19 protein-coding genes are annotated in these 17,371 nt (G+C 71.3%); 5 read left to right on the forward strand and 14 right to left on the reverse strand.

The genetic code is table 11. From position 1 onward, the window contains the following. The first annotated feature begins 230 nt into the window (after positions 1 to 230). Positions 231 to 1,634, forward strand: a complete 1,404-nt coding sequence (locus tag LCD35_RS21390) for a mycothione reductase (protein ID WP_225044742.1) — start codon at positions 231 to 233, stop codon at positions 1,632 to 1,634. 2 nt (positions 1,635 to 1,636) lie between these two features. Continuing rightward, the gene (locus LCD35_RS21395; protein WP_225044734.1) at positions 1,637 to 2,137 is read left to right on the forward strand and encodes a metallophosphoesterase; all 501 of its coding nucleotides are present in this window, start codon (positions 1,637 to 1,639) and stop codon (positions 2,135 to 2,137) included. A gap of 39 nt (positions 2,138 to 2,176) precedes the next feature. Here the strand turns inward: LCD35_RS21395 and LCD35_RS21400 are convergent, their stop codons facing one another. The 3 genes from LCD35_RS21400 to LCD35_RS21410 all read right to left on the reverse strand — a co-directional run bounded on the left by LCD35_RS21400 (position 2,177) and on the right by LCD35_RS21410 (position 3,531). Next, on the reverse strand, positions 2,177 to 2,371 hold the full coding sequence (locus tag LCD35_RS21400) for a DUF397 domain-containing protein (RefSeq protein ID WP_225044735.1): 195 nt from the start codon (positions 2,369 to 2,371) through the stop codon (positions 2,177 to 2,179). A gap of 102 nt (positions 2,372 to 2,473) precedes the next feature. Continuing rightward, on the reverse strand, positions 2,474 to 2,668 hold the full coding sequence (locus tag LCD35_RS21405) for a DUF397 domain-containing protein (RefSeq protein ID WP_225044736.1): 195 nt from the start codon (positions 2,666 to 2,668) through the stop codon (positions 2,474 to 2,476). Further along, positions 2,668 to 3,531 (reverse strand): helix-turn-helix transcriptional regulator, encoded by an 864-nt coding sequence (locus LCD35_RS21410; RefSeq protein ID WP_225044737.1) that lies wholly within the window; start codon positions 3,529 to 3,531, stop codon positions 2,668 to 2,670. Before LCD35_RS21410 ends, LCD35_RS21405 begins: the two co-directional genes overlap by 1 nt. A 154-nt stretch (positions 3,532 to 3,685) precedes the next feature. On the opposite strand from LCD35_RS21410, the gene LCD35_RS21415 reads away from it, so the two are divergent. Next, positions 3,686 to 3,901 carry a hypothetical protein gene (locus LCD35_RS21415; protein ID WP_224956826.1) on the forward strand — a complete coding sequence of 72 codons (216 nt, stop codon included), beginning with the start codon at positions 3,686 to 3,688 and terminating at the stop codon, positions 3,899 to 3,901. Positions 3,902 to 4,112: 211 nt separating this feature from the next. Here LCD35_RS21415 and LCD35_RS21420 read toward each other — a convergent pair whose 3' ends face one another. Beyond that, on the reverse strand, positions 4,113 to 5,399 hold the full coding sequence (locus LCD35_RS21420; protein ID WP_224956827.1) for an MFS transporter: 1,287 nt from the start codon (positions 5,397 to 5,399) through the stop codon (positions 4,113 to 4,115). Positions 5,400 to 5,502: 103 nt separating this feature from the next. Here LCD35_RS21420 and LCD35_RS21425 point away from each other — a divergent pair, with 103 nt between their 5' ends. Further along, positions 5,503 to 6,201 (forward strand): FadR/GntR family transcriptional regulator, encoded by a 699-nt coding sequence (locus LCD35_RS21425; RefSeq protein ID WP_224956828.1) that lies wholly within the window; start codon positions 5,503 to 5,505, stop codon positions 6,199 to 6,201. Here LCD35_RS21425 and LCD35_RS21430 read toward each other — a convergent pair. The 10 genes from LCD35_RS21430 to dxr form a co-directional block, all read right to left on the reverse strand. Continuing rightward, positions 6,168 to 6,437 carry a type II toxin-antitoxin system Phd/YefM family antitoxin gene (locus tag LCD35_RS21430; protein WP_225044738.1) on the reverse strand — a complete coding sequence of 90 codons (270 nt, stop codon included), beginning with the start codon at positions 6,435 to 6,437 and terminating at the stop codon, positions 6,168 to 6,170. The two genes, LCD35_RS21425 and LCD35_RS21430, sit on opposite strands and share 34 nt — an antisense overlap. 19 nt (positions 6,438 to 6,456) lie before the next feature. Next, the gene (locus LCD35_RS21435; protein WP_225044739.1) at positions 6,457 to 7,989 is read right to left on the reverse strand and encodes a cobyric acid synthase; all 1,533 of its coding nucleotides are present in this window, start codon (positions 7,987 to 7,989) and stop codon (positions 6,457 to 6,459) included. Continuing rightward, a complete protein-coding gene (gene map / locus LCD35_RS21440) occupies positions 7,986 to 8,843 on the reverse strand; it encodes a type I methionyl aminopeptidase (protein WP_224956831.1) in 858 nt (285 codons plus the stop codon). The genes LCD35_RS21435 and map overlap by 4 nt, the downstream gene beginning before the upstream one ends. Before the next feature lie 64 nt (positions 8,844 to 8,907). Next, positions 8,908 to 9,300, reverse strand: a complete 393-nt coding sequence (locus tag LCD35_RS21445; protein WP_224956832.1) for a PIN domain-containing protein — start codon at positions 9,298 to 9,300, stop codon at positions 8,908 to 8,910. Beyond that, positions 9,297 to 9,554: a type II toxin-antitoxin system Phd/YefM family antitoxin gene (locus LCD35_RS21450; RefSeq protein ID WP_224966997.1), complete on the reverse strand. Its 258-nt coding sequence runs from the start codon at positions 9,552 to 9,554 to the stop codon at positions 9,297 to 9,299. The genes LCD35_RS21445 and LCD35_RS21450 overlap by 4 nt, the downstream gene beginning before the upstream one ends. Before the next feature lie 76 nt (positions 9,555 to 9,630). After that, positions 9,631 to 11,466 carry a penicillin-binding transpeptidase domain-containing protein gene (locus tag LCD35_RS21455; protein WP_308015826.1) on the reverse strand — a complete coding sequence of 612 codons (1,836 nt, stop codon included), beginning with the start codon at positions 11,464 to 11,466 and terminating at the stop codon, positions 9,631 to 9,633. A 165-nt stretch (positions 11,467 to 11,631) separates the two neighbouring features. Beyond that, positions 11,632 to 12,468, reverse strand: a complete 837-nt coding sequence (locus LCD35_RS21460; RefSeq protein ID WP_224956834.1) for a DUF4081 domain-containing GNAT family N-acetyltransferase — start codon at positions 12,466 to 12,468, stop codon at positions 11,632 to 11,634. A gap of 274 nt (positions 12,469 to 12,742) precedes the next feature. Beyond that, complete coding sequence (gene ispG / locus LCD35_RS21465) at positions 12,743 to 13,900, reverse strand: flavodoxin-dependent (E)-4-hydroxy-3-methylbut-2-enyl-diphosphate synthase (protein WP_224956835.1); 1,158 nt, start codon at positions 13,898 to 13,900, stop codon at positions 12,743 to 12,745. A 296-nt stretch (positions 13,901 to 14,196) separates the two neighbouring features. Then, on the reverse strand, positions 14,197 to 15,480 hold the full coding sequence (locus LCD35_RS21470) for an RIP metalloprotease (protein WP_224956836.1): 1,284 nt from the start codon (positions 15,478 to 15,480) through the stop codon (positions 14,197 to 14,199). Continuing rightward, positions 15,480 to 16,673 carry a 1-deoxy-D-xylulose-5-phosphate reductoisomerase gene (gene dxr / locus LCD35_RS21475; RefSeq protein WP_224956846.1) on the reverse strand — a complete coding sequence of 398 codons (1,194 nt, stop codon included), beginning with the start codon at positions 16,671 to 16,673 and terminating at the stop codon, positions 15,480 to 15,482. The genes LCD35_RS21470 and dxr overlap by 1 nt, the downstream gene beginning before the upstream one ends. A 271-nt stretch (positions 16,674 to 16,944) precedes the next feature. On the opposite strand from dxr, the gene LCD35_RS21480 reads away from it, so the two are divergent. Further along, positions 16,945 to 17,223 carry a GlsB/YeaQ/YmgE family stress response membrane protein gene (locus tag LCD35_RS21480; RefSeq protein ID WP_224956838.1) on the forward strand — a complete coding sequence of 93 codons (279 nt, stop codon included), beginning with the start codon at positions 16,945 to 16,947 and terminating at the stop codon, positions 17,221 to 17,223. Positions 17,224 to 17,371 lie beyond the last annotated feature (148 nt).

The raw sequence follows: 17,371 nt of genomic DNA on the forward strand, positions 1-17,371 counted from the left end.
TCGGGCGGGGTCCACAGACCAGAGCAGGAGATCCGGGGTAAACCTACGTGGTAGTTAAACAAGGGTCCGGACTGTCCGTTCCGCCCGTTCCGCCCGGCTCGGCTCGGCGGGCCTCGGCGGGGCTCGGCTCGTGGTCCGTGGCAGGCTGCTGGAATCAGCGGGCGCCCCGCGCGGTTGTACGTCGAGGTGCGCCGAGCGCACCGCGCGCCCACGACGAGCACGGGATGGACATGCCTCACTTCGACCTGATCATCATCGGCAGCGGCTCCGGCAATTCGATCCTCGACGAGCGGTTCGACGACTGGAACGTCGCCATCGTGGAGAAGGGCGTCGGCAGCACCGGGAACTACGGCGGCACCTGCCTGAACGTGGGCTGCATCCCGACGAAGATGTTCGTGCACACCGCGGACACGGCGTCGAGCCCCGGCGTGGGCGCGAAGCTGGGCGTGGACCTGGAGCTGCGGGACGTGCGCTGGCGCGAGATCCGGGACCGGATCTTCGGCCGCATCGACGCGATCTCCGACGGCGGCCGCCGCTACCGGGCCGAGGGCAGCTCCAACGTGACGCTGTTCCAGGGCGAGGCGCGCTTCACCGGCGTGAAGGAGCTCACCGTGGCGACCGCGGACGGCCCGGAGACGATCACCGCGGACCGGTTCGTGGTGGCCGCGGGCGGGCGCCCGACGCTGCCGGACCTGCCGGGCATCGAGCGGGTCGACTTCCAGACCAGCGACAGCGTCATGCGGCTGGACGAACTGCCCCGACGCATGATCATCCTGGGCAGCGGGTTCGTCGGCGCCGAGTTCGCGCACGTGTTCTCGGCGCTGGGCGTCGAGGTGACGGTGGTGGCCCGGTCCGGTGCGCTGCTGCGCGCCGAGGACGAGGACGTGGCGCAGCGGTTCACCGAGCTCGCCCAGGCCCGCTGGGACGTGCGGCTGAACCGGAAGCAGACGTCGGTGGAGCAGGACGGCGACGTGGTGCGGCTGCACCTGGACGGTCCCGACGGCCCGGAGGTCGTGGAGGCGGAGCAACTGCTGGTCGCGATCGGCCGCACCCCGAACTCGGACCTGATCGACGCGGCGGCCGGCGGCTTGAAGGTCCGCGAGGACGGCAAGGTCCAGGTGGACGCCGAGCAGCGGACCTCGGTGGACGGTGTCTGGGCGCTGGGCGACATCAGCTCGGACCACGAGCTCAAGCACGTCGCGAACCACGAGATGCGGGTGGTGCAGCACAACCTCCTGCACCCGGACGAGCTGATCGACTCGGACCACACCTACGTGCCGCACGCGGTGTTCTCCTCCCCGCAGATCGCGGCGGTCGGGCTGACCGAGCAGGAGGCCCGGGAGCGCGGCGTCGACTACGTCACGAAGATCCAGGCCTACGGCGACATCGCCTACGGCTGGGCGATGGAGGACTCCACCGGTTTCCTGAAGCTGCTGGCCGATCCGTCGGACGGCACGATCCTCGGCGCGCACATCATCGGCCCGCAGGCGCCGACGCTGCTCCAGCCGCTGATCCAGGCGATGCAGTTCGGCCTGGACGCGCGCACGATGGCCCGCGGCCAGTACTGGATCCACCCGGCGATGCCGGAGCTCATCGAGAACGCCCTGCTGGGCCTGGAACTGCAGCCGGAGTGACCGTGCGCCTGCTGCTGATCGCCGACACCCACCTGCCGAAGCGCGCGAAGGCGCTGCCCGAGCAGGTGTGGCAGGAGGTGGCGCGCGCCGACGTCGTCTTCCACGCCGGGGACTGGGTGGAGCCGCCGCTGCTGGACGAGCTGGAGTCCCGCAGCGCGCGGCTCGTCGGCGTCTTCGGCAACAACGACGGCGCGGAGCTGCGCCGCCGGTTGCCGGAGGTGGCGCGGGTCGAGCTGGCCGGCGTGCGCTTCGCGATGATCCACGAGACGGGTGCGGCGCAGGGCCGGGAACGCCGCTGCGACCGGGATTTCCCGGACACCGACGTGCTGGTGTTCGGCCACAGCCACATCCCGTGGGATTCGACGACGCCGAACGGGATGCGGCTGCTCAACCCCGGCTCCCCCACCGACCGCCGCCGCCAGCCGCACTGCACCTACCAGACGGCGACCGTCACCGGCGGAGCCTTGGCGGACGTCGAACTCCACCGCCTGCCGCCGAAGTGAACGGACCGTTCGTCCCCTCTCCTCGGGCGAACGGTCCGTTCACCCCGTGGCGTCGGGAGCGGTGAGGTGCCGGAGGAACGCCGACCAGGCCCGGTGATCGACCGTGAAGTCACCGCCGTCCGGGTCCTTCGAATCCCGCACCGACACCGCATGATCCGTCAGGCGGACCTCGACGCACTGCCCCTGCGCGGAACTGCGGCTGCTCTTGAACCACCCGGTGTCGTGACACCTCATGCGGGCTCCTCAACTAGTGATCCCATCGCACCCGATCGTCCACGACGATCCCGCCGACGCCCGGCCGTCACAGGCCCCGATCCCGTTGGATAAACGGACCGTTCACTCGGTGACGTCGGGAGCGGTGAGGTGCCGGAGGAACGCCGACCAGGCCCGGTGATCCACCGTGAAGTCACCGCCTTCCGGGTCCTTCGAATCCCGCACGGACACCGCCCGATCCGTCAGGCGAACCTCGACGCAGACGTTGGAGGAGGCCGAACTGCGACTGCTCTTGAACCACCCGGTGTCGTAGCGCATCACTTCAGATCCTTCAGTTTCTCGATGAGCAGGGCACGAGCCGACTCCGGATCAAGGGCGAGCTCTCGAACGGTCTCCCAAGCCCGGAACATGGACGCAGTTTCCACCTCTTGATCGTGGTACGTACAGGGCCCGTGCGAACCGGCGCAGGCGATGCGGGGCGCGTTCCCGGCGAAGTCCAGCGTGACGAGACCGCCGCCGAGGAGGAACTTCGAGGTGGTCGCCCTACTCAGGACTCGAATGCTCACCGACGGACGTTCACCTAGCTGGAGAAGGTGGAGGAGCTGGCCACGCATGATCTCCGGGCTCCCGACCACTTCCTCCAGCGCCGATTCGGTCAGCACGAAGTCGATCTGCTTCGGCTCCTCCGCCTCCAGCACGCGTCGCTGCTGCTGAAGCCGGAATGCGACTCTGCGCTCGATCTCGTCCTCCGACGCCTCCCACCAGATCCCATCGGCCGCGCGCATCAGCGCGACGATGTAGTCCTGCGACTGCGCGAGCCCCGGAACGATCCCGGTGTCGTAGAAGCCGATCGCGGCGGCATCGGCTTGCAGGTCGGCCAGCCGCTCGAACGACTTGGGCAGCTGGTCGGTGTAGCCCTTCCCGCGCTGCCGCTTCCGGGCCACCGCGCCCAACGCGAGCACGGTTTCCCGGTCGGCGTCGGACACTCCGTAGCGGTCGAGCAGCAACCCGAGCTCATCGATGCTCAGCGAGGCCTTCGCCGATTCGAGGTGGCTGATCCGGGTGTAGTGCCGGTTGATCGCGCGAGCCGCCTCTTGCTGGGACAGCCCTGCTTCACGTCGGAGTCGGCGGAGCGTCAGCCCCAGCTGGCGGCGCTCGACCGTTTGGCGGCCTGTGGGCACGAAATCTCCTCCGGCTGATCCATTGGCTACCTGATCAGGGGACCGACAATAGACCACAACCTGTGTTCTATTTATCCGGCAAGCCTAACTATGCGGCTTACATGAAGATCTTCCGTGAACTGTACCGATACACCGCAAACCAGGAGGAACCCGGATGCGCGAACAGCGAGCAGTCGAGAGCGATACCTACGTGTGCCTGTCCGAGCACGTGCGGATCTCTTACGAGATCGACACCGACCGCTCGGTGCAGCTGGACTTCCGGGGCCGCGGCGAGGACGGGCTGACGCTCAGCTTCAGCGAGGCGGCGTTCGGCGAGCTCACCCGAGCCGTGGGCCGCAGCAACGCGGAACTGCTCCGCCCGCCCTCCTGACACCAGAACCTCGCCCGCTGAAACGGCGCACTCCCACCAACACGAGCGAACGGACCGTCCGTCCAACGAGAGGGACGAACGGTCCGTTCACTCAGTTCACCCTTCGAATCCGGCCGGCGAGCCTCGGTCGTTCCCTGTCAGCGGCGAAACCGCTGAGCAGCGACCCAGCACGCAGCCCGAGCACTCAGCGACCCGAGTTCAGGGACCCCGGTCAGATCGTGCGCGGGCGGCCGGCGAGCATGCCGACGACCGTCTGCACCACCACGATGATCAGCAACGCCACCAGCGACACCGCCCAGGCCGCCGTCACGTCGTGCAGCATCCCGAACAGGAACGGGCCCGAGGCGGCGATCAGGTAGCCGATGCTCTGCGCCATCGCCGAGAGCTGCCCGGTGTCGGCGGCGTTCCGGGTGCGCAGCGAGATCATCACCAGCGCCAGCGGGAACGCGCTCATCCCGATCCCGATCAGCACCGCCCACAGCACCGGTGCGGCCAGCGGCGCCATCAGCAACCCCAGCAGCCCGGCGAACATGAGCACGCCCAGCAGCAGCGCCCATCCGGACTGCCCGCGAGTCCGCGTCACCAGCGGCGGCAGCACCATGTTGATCGGCACGCCGATCAGCAGCAGCGCGCCCAGCAGCGCCCCCGCCGAGGTCGCGTCCATGCCCGCGCCCTTGAACACCTCCGGCAGCCAGCCCATCACCACGTAGGCGACGGTCGACTGCATCGCGAAGTAGAACGTGATCAGCCAGGCCAGCGGGTTGCGCATCAGCGACCGGCGTTCGCCCTTCGGCGCCGCGACGGCCTTCGAGCCGTGTCCGCGGGTGCCGGGCACCCAGAGGCACAGCGCGGCCAGCGCAACGACCATCCACGTCGCCAGCGACAGCCGCCAGCTCCCGGTCGCCGAGTTCAGGTACGGGGTCAGCGCCGAACCGGACGCGCCACCGGCGGCCATCGCCGTCGTGTAGAGCCCGGTGGCCAAGCCGACGCGCCCGGGGAAGGACTCCTTCACCACCACGGGGATCAGCACGTTGCACATCGCGATCGACGCGCACACCAGCACGGTGCCCGCCAGCAGCGTCCACGGGCCACCGAGCACGCGGGCGATCATCGCGGCGGTCAGCAGCGCCAGCGAGGCGCCCACCACCCGGTTCATCCCCCACCGGCGGGCGAGCAGCGGGGCACCGATCCCGGCGAGGCCGAAGCACAGCGTCGGCACCGAGGTCACGATGCTCGCCCACGTGCTGCCCGCGCCCAGCGAATCGCGGACCTCACCGAGGATGGAGGCGAGGCTGGTGACGGCGGGCCGCATGTTCGCCGCGGCGAGCGCCACGCCCGCCAGCAGCAGGCCGCCGCCCGCGACGGCGCGGCCGCGGGGCGCCATCGTCTCGGCGGCGCCTTCGTTGACCAACGCCTCGGCCGCGGCCGGCCTGGAGGCGTCGTCGGCCGGGGTACCGGACACGGCGTGCGCCGCCGTCCTGGCATCCTGGTCGGTCACACGGTCGTCGGGAACTCGGTCGATCGGGGGCTGGGTGTGCGACTCAGGAGACATCGCCGCCTAGTATGGCAAACATAGGATGTTTGGATGAAAGGACCCTTCAGTGCCTTTGGTCACCACCCAGCGCACGGGTCTGGTCGAGCAGGTCATCGCGCAGATGCGCACCCTGGTGAGTTCCGGGGAATGGCCGCTGGGGGAACGCATCCCCACCGAATCCGAGCTCGTCACCGCCCTCGGCGTCGGCCGCAACACGGTCCGCGAGGCGGTGCGCGCCCTCGCCCACGCCGGCCTGCTGGAAGTGCGCCAAGGCGACGGGACCTTCGTCCGCGCCACCAACGAGCTCTCCGGTGCCGTGCGCCGCCTCTGCGGCTCCGAACTGCGCCGCATCCTCGAAGTGCGCCGCGCCCTGGAAGTCGAGGCCGCCCGGCTCGCCGCCGCCGCCCGCACCGACGAGGACCTCGCCGAACTGGACGCGCTGCTGACGGCCCGCGACGCGGCGCTGGAGCAGCGGGACCCAGAGCAGGTCGTCGACAAGGACACCCGGTTCCACCTGCGGCTCGTCGCCGCCTCGCACAACGTGCTGCTGATCGGGCTCTACGAGGGGATCAGCGAGGCGGTGCAGTCCAGCGTCGCCACCACCTTCGACCCGGCCTCGGTCACCCAGGTCTCGCACACCGCGCTGCTCGACGCGGTGCGCTCCGGCGACGCGCACCGGGCCGCGACCGAAGCGGGCGGCTTCCTCGACGAGCTGCTCGACTCGCTCAGCGCTCAGCCGGAGAAGCCGACCTCGCCCGGCGAGTAGTCGGTCCCCACGTCGAACCCGGCGTCCGCGACCGCACCGCCGGCGATCGGCGCCAGCCACGCCGCGGTGAGCACGCCCGCGCTCACCACCTCCGGTGAGCGGCGGGAACCCGCGCGGTGCAGCGCCACCGACGGCGCCCCGAACCGGGTGATGACGATCTCCTCCCCCGATTCCACGCGGTCCAGCAGCTCCGGCAGCCGCGCCTGCGCTTCGTCCGCGGAGAATTCAGTCGCCATGCCCACGACGTTACCCGCGTCACTCCCCCGCACGCATCGCCGCGGGACCGATCACCGGCAACCCGCACGGCGCACCGCGGTCCAGCAGCCGCCGCAGCGCACCGGTGTCCAGGTGCCGCTCCACCAGATCGCCGAGCAGGTCCAGCTGCCCCTCGCGCAGCGCCGCGAACGACACGTCCGGCGCGGCGGTGAACCCGTCCCGCCCCGCCTGCGCGGCGACGTGCGCGAGGAACCGGCGGCGGAACGCGTCGTTCTCGAACAGCCCGTGCCAGTGCGTGCCCGCCACCGCACCGTCCACCGCGCCCTCCGGGCCCGACCCGGTCTCCAGCAGCGGGGTCAGCGCGTCGCCCGGCCGCACCGGGACGCCGTGGTGGATCTCGTAGCCGGTGACCGGTTCGCCGAAGGCGGTGCCGCTCGGCGTGCGCAGCGTCTTCTCCGCCGCGAACTCGATCTCCACGTCGAGCAGGCCCAGCCCGTCCACGACGCCGCCGCCGGACTCCACCTCGTCGGTGATCCGCCGCGACAGCATCTGGAAACCACCGCAGATCCCGAACACCGGCAGCCCCGCCCGCGCGTGCGCGAGCACCGCGTCCGCCAGCCCGGTGCGGTGCAGCCACGCCAGGTCCGAGACGGTCGCCTTCGACCCGGGCAGCACCACCAGGTCCGCGTCGGTCAGCCGCGACGGCTCGGTCACGAACCGCACCGCCACGCCCGGTTCCGCGGCCAGCGCCTCGATGTCGGTGGCGTTCGAGATGCGCGGCAGCTTCGGCACCGCCACCCGCAGCCACTGGTCACCGCGCGGCGGCGCCGGGCTGCCCACCACGCCGTCGGCGACGTAGGACAGCGAGTCCTCCGCGTCCAGCCACAGCTCCTCCGACCACGGCAGTACACCCTGCACCGGGCGCCCGGTCAGCGCCTTCACCTGCGCCAGCCCGGATTCGAGCAGCGCCGGATCGCCCCGGAACTTGTTGATCACGAAGCCGGTGACCAGCGCCTGGTCCGCCGCGTCCAGCAGCGCCAAGGTGCCGTAGAGCGCGGCGAACACCCCGCCCCGGTCGATGTCGCCGACCACCAGCACCGGCAAGCCCGCCGCCTGCGCCAACCCCATGTTCGCGATGTCGGTGGCCCGCAGGTTGATCTCCGCGGGCGACCCGGCGCCCTCGCAGATCACCTGGTCGTACTCGCCGCGCAGCTCCTGCAACGTCGCCGACACGACCTCCAGCAGGGCCGCCTTGCGCTCCCGGTACGACAGCGCCGTGACCTCCCCGGCGACCCGGCCCAGCACCACGACCTGCGAGGTGCGGTCCCCGCCCGGCTTGAGCAGCACCGGGTTGAACCGCACCGACGGCGCCAGCCCGCACGCCGCGGCCTGCACCGCCTGCGCGCGGCCGATCTCGCCGCCGTCCGGGCACACCACGGAGTTGTTCGACATGTTCTGCGCCTTGAACGGCGCCACCCGAACGCCCTCCCGCGCCAGCCACCGGCAGATGCCGGCGACCAGCACGCTCTTGCCCGCGTCCGAGGTCGTGCCCGCGACGAGCAACCCGCTCACGGCAGGGTGAGGATCTCGTTGCCGTCCTCGGTGATCAAGATGGTGTGCTCGAACTGGGCGGTCCACGACTTGTCCTGCGTGGTCACCGTCCAGCCGTCCTCCCACAGGTCGTACTCGTGGGTGCCGAGCGTGATCATCGGCTCGATGGTGAACGTCATGCCCGGCTCCAGCACCGTCTGCACCGACGGCTCGTCGTAGTGCAGCACCACCAGCCCGGAGTGGAACGAACGCCCGATGCCGTGCCCGGTGAAGTCGCGCACCACGCCGTAGCCGAACCGCTTCGCGTAGGACTCGATGACGCGGCCCACCACGTTGAGCTGGCGGCCCGGCTTCGCCGCCTTGATGCCGCGCATCGTGGCCTCGTGGGTCCGCTCCACCAGCAGCCGCACCTCCTCGGAGGCCTCGCCCGCGATGAAGGTCGCGTTCGTGTCGCCGTGCACGCCGCCGACGAACCCGGTGACGTCGACGTTGACGATGTCGCCGTCCTCGATCACCGTCGAGTCCGGGATGCCGTGGCAGATCACCTCGTTCAGCGAGGTGCAGCAGGACTTCGGGAAACCGCGGTAGCCGAGCGTCGACGGGTACACCCCGTGGTCCACGAAGAACTCGTGCACCACCTCGTCCACGCGGTCGGTGGTCACGCCCGGCTGGACCGTCTTGCCCGCCAGCTCCAGCGCCTGCGCGGCCAGCCTGCCCGCCACGCGCATCGCCTCGATCACCTCGGGCGGCTGCACGTCCGGGTCGGTGTTGCGCCGCGGAGCGGGCTTGTCGACGTACTCGGGCCGCTCGATCGTCACCGGCACCGGCCGGCGGGGCGTCTGGACTCCTGGCTGCAACGGTGCGCGTACGGGCATGCCCTTCACTCTAGAGCGTGCCACTCGGCCCCGACCGCCCCGCCCCGGGCACGATCTCCGCTGGTCAAGCCCCCGGTGATGCGGTGGCGAGACCTTCCTCCGCGGCGGCGGCCAGCAGCGCCCCGTCGTAGGAGACGTAGGCGTGCAGGCCTTCGCGGAGCTTGCAGGCGGAGGCGAGGTGGATCGCCTCCAGCGGGCTCACCCGCGACCGCAGCGCCGCCGCGCCGTCCAGCACGTCCTGCTTCACCGGCAGCCGGTCCAGCTTCGACAGGACGATCGTGGCCAGGTCCTCGATGGCCGGTCCCTGCTCGCGGAACGTGCGCAGCACGTCCACCTGGGAGATGGCGCTGGTGATGCGGGGCTGCTCCAGGCGGGCCCGCACCCATTCGCTCAGCGCCACGCTCTCCGGCTCGGGCGCGATCAGCTTCACCAGCGCGGAGGAATCGAAGTAGATCAATGCCGCTCCCGTTCACCTCGGTCGTCGCCGAGCGGACCGTCCGCGTCGAGCGGTTCCGGCAGGTCACCGCCGTCGCCGGGGATGAGCTCCCCGGCGGCGATCAGCTCGTCGTAGAGCGAGCGCTCGCGCGACGGCGGGTTGAGCACCGCGACCGTGCGTCCGCGATCGGTGATCAGGATCGATTCCCCGGTCGCCACCCGGCGCAGGTACCGGCTGGCGTTCTGCCGCAGCTCGCGCACCCCGATCCGCTCCATGCGCTACAAAGTAGCACCTGAAGATCGACCGCGGACTCACTCGAACGGATGATCTCGACGTCCGCCGCGCGGCCGGTCAGGGCACGTTCGACAGGAAGCTCTGCGCGACCTGCACCGCGGGCTTGGACTCGCCCGAGTCCTCCAGCAGCACCGCGAACGCCAGGTCGTCGCGGTAGCCGACGAACCAGCCGTGCGAATGCGTGCCGTCGCCGAACTGCGCGGTGCCGGTCTTGCCCGCGACCTCGCCCTCCCCGGCTACGGCGGTGGCCGTCCCGGACAGCACGACCTCCCGCATCATCGGCCGCAACTGGTCCAGGACCTGCGGCGACAGCGGAGCCACCTGCGAGTCGGCCTTCGTCTCGGCGCCCTCGATCAACTTCGGGATGGGCATCGACCCGTTCGCGACCGTCGCCGAGGCCAACGCCATCCCGAACGGGCTGGTCAGCACGGTGCCCTGCCCGAAGCCGTTCGCGGCGCGGCCGGTGGTGTTCTCCCCGGGCGGCGCCTGGCCGGTGATCGTGGTGATGCCCGGGACGTCGAAGTCGACGCCGATGCCGAGCCGCTTCGCCATGTCGGTCAGCGCCTGCGCGGGCAGATCCACCGCGAGCTGCGCGAACGTGGTGTTGCAGGACTTCGCGAACGCGGTGCGCAACGGCACGACGCCCAGGTCGAAGTCCTTGTCGTTCGGGATGGTGCGGCCGTCGAAGACCTTGCTGGCCGGGCACTCCACCGGCTGGTCGACGGTCACCTTGCCCGCCTCCAGGCCCGCCGCCGCGGTCATGATCTTGAAGGTGGATCCGGGCGGGAACTGGCCGGTCAGCGCCGGGGCGCCCTGGGCGTCGGCCGGGTCGTTCTGCGCGACCGCCAGCACGTCGCCGGTGGAGGGCTGCATCGCGACGATCATCGCGGCCTGCGGCACCGGGTCCAGGGCCTGTTCCGCGGCCCGCTGGGTCCGGTCGCTGAGCGTGGTGCGCACCTGGTCCACCGGCCGGATCGGCTGCTCCTGGAGGACCTCGATCGGGGCACCGTTCGCGTCCGCGGTGTGCACGTTCCAGCCCGCGTTCGCGGTGATCTGCTCGTCGACCTGCTCGGACACCCCGGACAGGGCTTGCGCGGCGTACCCGCGCTCCTCGGCGACCAGCTTCGTCTGCGCCGGGAACCGCACCCCGGGCAGGTCGTAGATCGCCGGGCGCACCCGGTCGTAATCGTCCTGGCGCAGCGACACCACCACGTACGGCTGGCCGGCTTCGGTGGCGTTCACGCCGTCGACGATGGTCTGCCGGGTGATCTCCGGGTCCACCGGCTGCAACCCGGCGGCGAGCTGCTCGGCCACGCCGGGCAGGTCGCCCGCGGCCTGCGGGTCGAGGGTGACGGTGACGATCTGCTCGGGCCGCATCAGCTCGGTGCCTTCGCGGTCGAGCACCGGCTGCGGTTCCGGGCGCTGCTCGTCGAACGCGAGCCGCTGGCCGTCGGCGAGCTTCGGGTGCAGCACCGACGGCGCCCAGTGCACCTTCCAGCCCTGGTCGGATTCGCTGAGCTCCAGCGCGCCCCGGTACTGCCAGGCGCGACCGTCACCGAGGTCCCAGTTCGCGTCGAAGGTGGCGCGGGCGGGGGCGCCGCCCTCGTCCTCGACGACCTGGGTCACGTTGAAGTTGATCGCGCGCGGGGACAGCTCGCCGCGCGCGTCGTCCAGGGCCTGCCGGGCCTTCTCCGGGGCGTCGGTCCGGCCGGCCGCGCCCGCGGTGTCCCCGGCGGCGACGGTGTTCAGGAACGCCGTGGCGACCTCTTGGGCGGACGGCCCGGAATCGAACAGGCCGCAACCCGAGACGGGCAGGGTCATCGCCAGTCCGGTGCACGCGGCGAGCAGCCTCGCCCGCGGGCGCCGCTGGGGGAAGATCCGTGAAGAACGCACCCCCGGAAGTATGCCTAAGACGATGACAGCTCCGAACCCACCACCCGTTCCCCCGGACGAGGTTGGCCCGTTCGCGCAATTCGTGGGGTCCGATGGGGCAACGTCGTCCCGCGATCGGCGCCCGCGTCCGGCCGGTGGCGGCGGCGCCGGGAGTCCCGCCCGGACTCAGAGCAAGATCGTGCTGAAGGTGCCTAACTGCTGGAAACCGACCTTGTTGTAGGCGATCCGGGCGGCGATGTTGAACCCGTTGACGTAGAGGCTCGCGGCGCGCCCCAGCCCGCGGACGAGGCGGTCGGCGACGGCGGCGGTGCCCGCGGTGCCGAGCCCGGAGCTGCGCTTGTCCGGGTGCACCCACACCCCTTGGATCTGGCCGGCGGCCTGGGACATCGCGCCGATCTCCGCCTTGAACACGACTTCGCCGTTCTCGAACCGGGCGAAGGCGCGACCGGCGGCGATCAGCTCGGCGACGCGCGCCCGGTACCCGGCGGCACCGCCGTCCCGGGACGGGTCGATGCCGACCTCCTCGGTGAACATGGCGATCGCGGCGGGCAGGTACCGGTCCAGCTCGTCCGGCCGGACCTGGCGCACCTGCTGGTCGGGGCGGACCGCCGGGGCACCGGTGAGCACCAGCAGCGGCTGCTCCTCGCGGATCTCCCGCGCGGGCCCCCACTGGCCGGCGAGCTCGTCCCACAGCGCCAGCACCTGCTCGGCGGGACCGACGAGCGAGGAGCACACCCGGCGGCGGCGCAGCACCCGGTCGGCGAAGGCGCGCATCGCGTCGGGCCCGCCGGACAGCGGGATGAGGTTGACGCCGGAGAAGCAGAGCCCTTCGAGCCTGCTGCCGTAGCCCCACACCTCGGCGCCGAGCCTGCTGGGCCGCAGTCCCGCCGCTTCGACGCGGGAGGCCACCATGCAGGCCGCGACCGGGTCCCTGCCCAGCGCGGTGCGGACCTGGGGCGCGTCCCGATCCTCCAGCAGGCGGGCTCCGACGAGCTTCAGCACGGGTAAAGACTGCCAGACCGGACCGCTCGCAGGCTCCCCTACCCGACGTACCCAGCACAATCCCTCCGGGTATCACCCGGATGGCGCAGCGACGGCGCGGTCATCGGGGCCACCGATGACGCTCCGTGCCGAGCAGCCCGCCCCTGACTCCGGACGAACCGCCCACGAACGAGCCAGGCCCGCCGGATCTCCCGACGGGCCTGCAGTGCTCCGCGGACATCAGGCCGCCACGGTCGCGGTGGATCGCTCCCGCCGCGGGCCCGTGGGCCTGCGGTCAGCCGACGGTGACGACGGGGGCGCCCTCGCCCTGCTCCTCGGCGCCCTCCATCGTCTCGGCGATGCGCATGGCCTCCTCGATCAGCGTCTCCACGATCTTGGCCTCGGGCACGGTCTTGATGACCTCGCCCTTCACGAAGATCTGGCCCTTGCCGTTGCCGGAGGCGACGCCGAGGTCGGCTTCGCGGGCCTCGCCGGGGCCGTTCACGACGCAGCCCATGACGGCGACGCGCAGCGGCACCTCCATGCCCTCCAGCCCGGCGGTGACCTCCTCGGCGAGGGTGTAGACGTCGACCTGGGCGCGACCGCAGGACGGGCAGGAGACGATCTCCAGCTTGCGCGGGCGCAGGTTCAGCGACTGCAGGATCTGGGTGCCGACCTTGATCTCCTCGACCGGCGGCGCGGACAGCGAGACGCGGATCGTGTCCCCGATGCCCTGGCGCAGCAGCGAGCCGAACGCGACCGCCGACTTGATCGTGCCCTGGAACGCGGGACCGGCCTCGGTGACGCCGAGGTGCAGCGGGTAGTCGCACTGCTCGGCGAGGATCTCGTAGGCGCGCACCATCACGACCGGGTCGTTGTGCTTCACCGAGATCTTGATGTCGTGGAAGTCGTGCTCGGCGAACAGGCCCGCTTCCCACATGGCCGATTCGGCGAGCGCCTCCGGCACGGCCTTGCCGTACTTCTTCATCAGCCGCGGGTCGAGGGAGCCGGCGTTGACGCCGATCCGGATCGGCGTGCCGTGGTCCTTGGCGGCCTGCGCGATCTCCTTGACCTGGTCGTCGAACTTGCGGATGTTGCCCGGGTTGACCCGGACGGCCGCGCAGCCCGCTTCGATGGCCGCGAACACGTACTTCGGCTGGAAGTGGATGTCGGCGATCACCGGAATCTTCGACTTCTGCGCGATCGCGGGCAGGGCTTCCGCGTCGTCGGCGCTCGGGCAGGCCACCCGCACGATGTCGCAGCCGGACGCGGTGAGCTCCGCGATCTGCTGCAGCGTGCCGTTGATGTCGGCGGTGTTGGTGGTGGTCATGCTCTGCACGGAGATGGGGTGGTCGCTGCCCACTCCGACCGCACCGACCTGCAGTTGCCGGGTCTTGCGCCGTTCGCCCAGTGTCGGGGCGGGTGCTGCGGGCATGCCCAGATCGACGGTCATCGATTCCTCTCCACCTTTGCGCTGCGCGGATGCGCTCGTGAGTGTCAGCGGGACGAGGCGGTTCGTACCGCGCCCCGCGGCCGGAACGGCTCGGCGACGAGCCCGTCACCACCGCTCCGGGAAAGCCCCCGGGTGGCCTTCCGGGTACCCGGCGCACGCCGTTCCCCGAACCACGATACCGATAGCCACTCCCCCGGACGGGCAAGGTTCACCCCTGGACTGATCACCCGGCGTGATCGACGGAGGGCACTCGGCGCGATGCCGCCCGGGGTTCACCGGCGGTTCACCCGGCAGCGCTACATCAGCGTCACCGGGTTCACCACGTCGGCGACGAGCACCAGCAGCGAATAGGCGATGAAGACCAACGTCACCCCGTAGGCCAGCGGCATCAGCCGCGCCGTGTCGAACGGGCCCGGGTCCGGCCTGCGCACCAGCTTCGCGAAGCCGCGGCGCACCGATTCCCACAGCGCACCGGCGATGTGCCCGCCGTCCAGCGGCAGGATCGGCAGCATGTTCATCACGAACAGCGAGAGGTTCACCGCGGCCAGCAGGTTCAGCATCGTGATCAGCCGCGCGCCCACCGACACCTGGTCCATCGACAGCACCTCGCCGCCGATGCGACTGGCCCCGACGATGCCCACCGGCGAATCCGCGGACCGCTCGCTGCCGCCGATGGCGGAGATGAGGTCCGGCACCCGCTGCGGCAGCTCCACGATCTTCTGCGCGGTGAGGCTGACGAACCCGCCGATCGTGCGGACCACGCCGCCGACGTCCTGGCGGACCATGACCTGGTCCGGGGTGAGCCCGAGGAATCCGACGACCTCGGTCCGCTTCGGGTCGTCCAGCGCGGGCCGCCTGTCCTGGATCAGGTCGGCGTGCAGGGTGAGGCGCTGGTCACCGCGTTCCACCACGATCGGGACCGAGCCGGCGGAGCCGCGGATGGCCTTCTGCAGCTCCGTCCACGAGCCATAGGGCTTGCCGTCGAACTCGACGATCTTGTCGCCGGGCCGGAACCCGGCGGCCGCGGCGGGCGACGGCGGCGCCCCCGGCGGGCAGGTGCCCTTGTCCTGCGCGTCGGCGGACACCACGCACTCGCTGATCGACGAGACCGAGGTGGTGAGCTCGGCCTTGCCGTAGCCCATCAGGATCCCGGCGAAGATGAGCACCGCGAGGATCAGGTTCATGATCGGCCCGGCGGCCATAACGATGATCCGCTTCCACGGTTTGCGCTGGTAGAACTGCCGGTGCGCGTCCTCGGGGGTGACCTCCTCGGCCGCGGCCTCCCGGGCGTCCTCGATCATCACCCGCCACGGCGCGGAGGAGGCGGTGCGCCCGTACTCCTCGTCCCGCTTCGGCGGGAACATGCCGATCATGCGGATGAAGCCGCCGAACGGGATCAGCTTCACCCCGTACTCGGTCTCCGCCGTCTTGCGCGACCAGACGGTCCGGCCGAAGCCGACCATGTACTGGGTGACCTTGACGCCGAACATCTTCGCGGTGAGCAGGTGACCGAGCTCATGCCAGGCGATGGACAGCAGCAGTCCGACGAAGAACAGGACGATGCCGACGATGACCAGCATCACTGCACCTTCCCTGCCGCTACGAGCTCGCGGGATTTCACTCGGGCCCACTCCTCTGCTGCGAAGACCTCGTCCACGCCCTGCGGTTCACCGCGCCACTGGTCGGCCGCCGCGAGGGTCCGCTCCACAGTCTGCACGATGCCGGTGAAACCACTGTTCCCTCCGACGAACGCGGCCAGCGCCTCCTCGTTCGCCGCGTTGAAGATCGCGGGCAGGCAGCCGCCGGTGGAACCGGCGTGCCGGGCCAGCGAGACCGCGGGGAACGCCTCGTCGTCGAGCGGTTCGAACGTCCACGAGGACGCCTCGGTGAACGACAGCGGCGGCGCGGCCTTCGCTATCCGGTTCGGCCAGTCCAGGCCGAGCGCGATCGGCAGCCGCATGTTCGGCGGGCTGGCCTGCGCCAGCGTCGAGCCGTCCACGAAGGTGACCATCGAGTGCACGATCGACTGCGGGTGCACCACCACGTCGATCCGGTCGTAGCCGACGTCGAACAGCAGCCGCGCCTCGATCAGTTCCAGGCCCTTGTTCACCAGCGTCGCCGAGTTGATCGTGACGACGGTGCCCATCGCCCAGGTCGGGTGCTTGAGCGCCTGCTCCAGCGTGACGCCTTCCAGCTCCGCGCGGCTGCGGCCGCGGAACGGCCCGCCCGAGGCGGTCAGCACCAGCCGGTCCACCTCGTCGGCCCGGCCGCCCGCCAGGCACTGCGCCAGCGCGGAGTGCTCGGAGTCCACCGGCACGATCTGGCCGGGCTTCGCCGCCCGCAGCACCAGCGAGCCACCCGCGACCAGCGATTCCTTGTTCGCCAGCGCCAGCGTCGCGCCCGTCTCCAGCGCGGCCAGGGTCGGCTTCAGCCCGCGCGAGCCGTCCACCGCGTTGAGCACCACGTCGGCCGGGGTGCTCTGCACCAGCTCGGTCGTCGAGTCCGGCCCGGCCAGCAGCCGCGGCATCCGGAACCCGCCGGTGGAGTAGCCGAGCCGCTGCGCCTCCGCGTACAGCGCCAGCTGTACGTCCTCGGCCGCGGTGCCCTTGGCGACGGCGACCGCCTCGACCTCGAACTCCAGCGCCTGCGCGGCCAGCGCGGCCGGGTCGCTGCCCCCGGCGGCGAGGCCCGCGACGCGGAACCGGCCGGGGTTGTTCCGGATCACGTCCAGCGCCTGGGTCCCGATCGACCCCGTGGAACCGAGGATCAGCACGCTGCGCGGAGTCCCGCGCGCGGCGTTCGACTCGGCGGCGCCTGCCTGGCCGCTCGCGGGGACGGGGGATTCGGGGCGCGCGCTCGAAGCGGGGGTCGCGGTGTCCATCACCGCCCATTCTCCCCGAAGCAGGTGGTCGCCGGTCGCTCGCGGTGCGCGAATCCGCGATCAGCGTCACGATCGGGGGGTAGGCCCCGAGCACCGGACGCCTGAACCAGCGGTCCGCGCCGCTGGCACAGCGTTCACACACCAGGCAGGAAGGGGTAGCGCCATGGGCATCATCGGATGGATCGTTCTCGGGCTCATCGTGGGCGCCATCGCCAAATTGATCATGCCGGGCAAGGATCCGGGCGGGATCCTCGTCACCTTGCTGCTGGGCGTGGTCGGGGCTTTCGTCGGTGGCCTGATCGGGAACTGGGTGTTCCACGTCGGACTGGGCAGCTTCTGGTCGTGGCGGACGTGGCTGCTGGCCATCGTGGGCGCGATCATCGTGCTGGGCATCTACCGGTTGATCGTCAGCAGGACCGGGAAGGCCGCCAAGGGGGGCTAGCGCTCTCCGTCCACTCCCAGGAAGCGGGGGGGGGGGGGGGGGGGGGGGGGGGGGGGGGGGGGGGGGGGGGGGGGGGGCGCCCCCCCCCCCGCCCCCCCCGCGGGGGGGGGGGGGGGGGGGGGGGGGGGGGGGGGGCGCGCGCGGTCCC

This window comes from Saccharopolyspora sp. 6V (assembly GCF_020176785.1).
GTDB classification, from domain to species: Bacteria; Actinomycetota; Actinomycetes; order Mycobacteriales; family Pseudonocardiaceae; genus Saccharopolyspora_C; species Saccharopolyspora_C gregorii.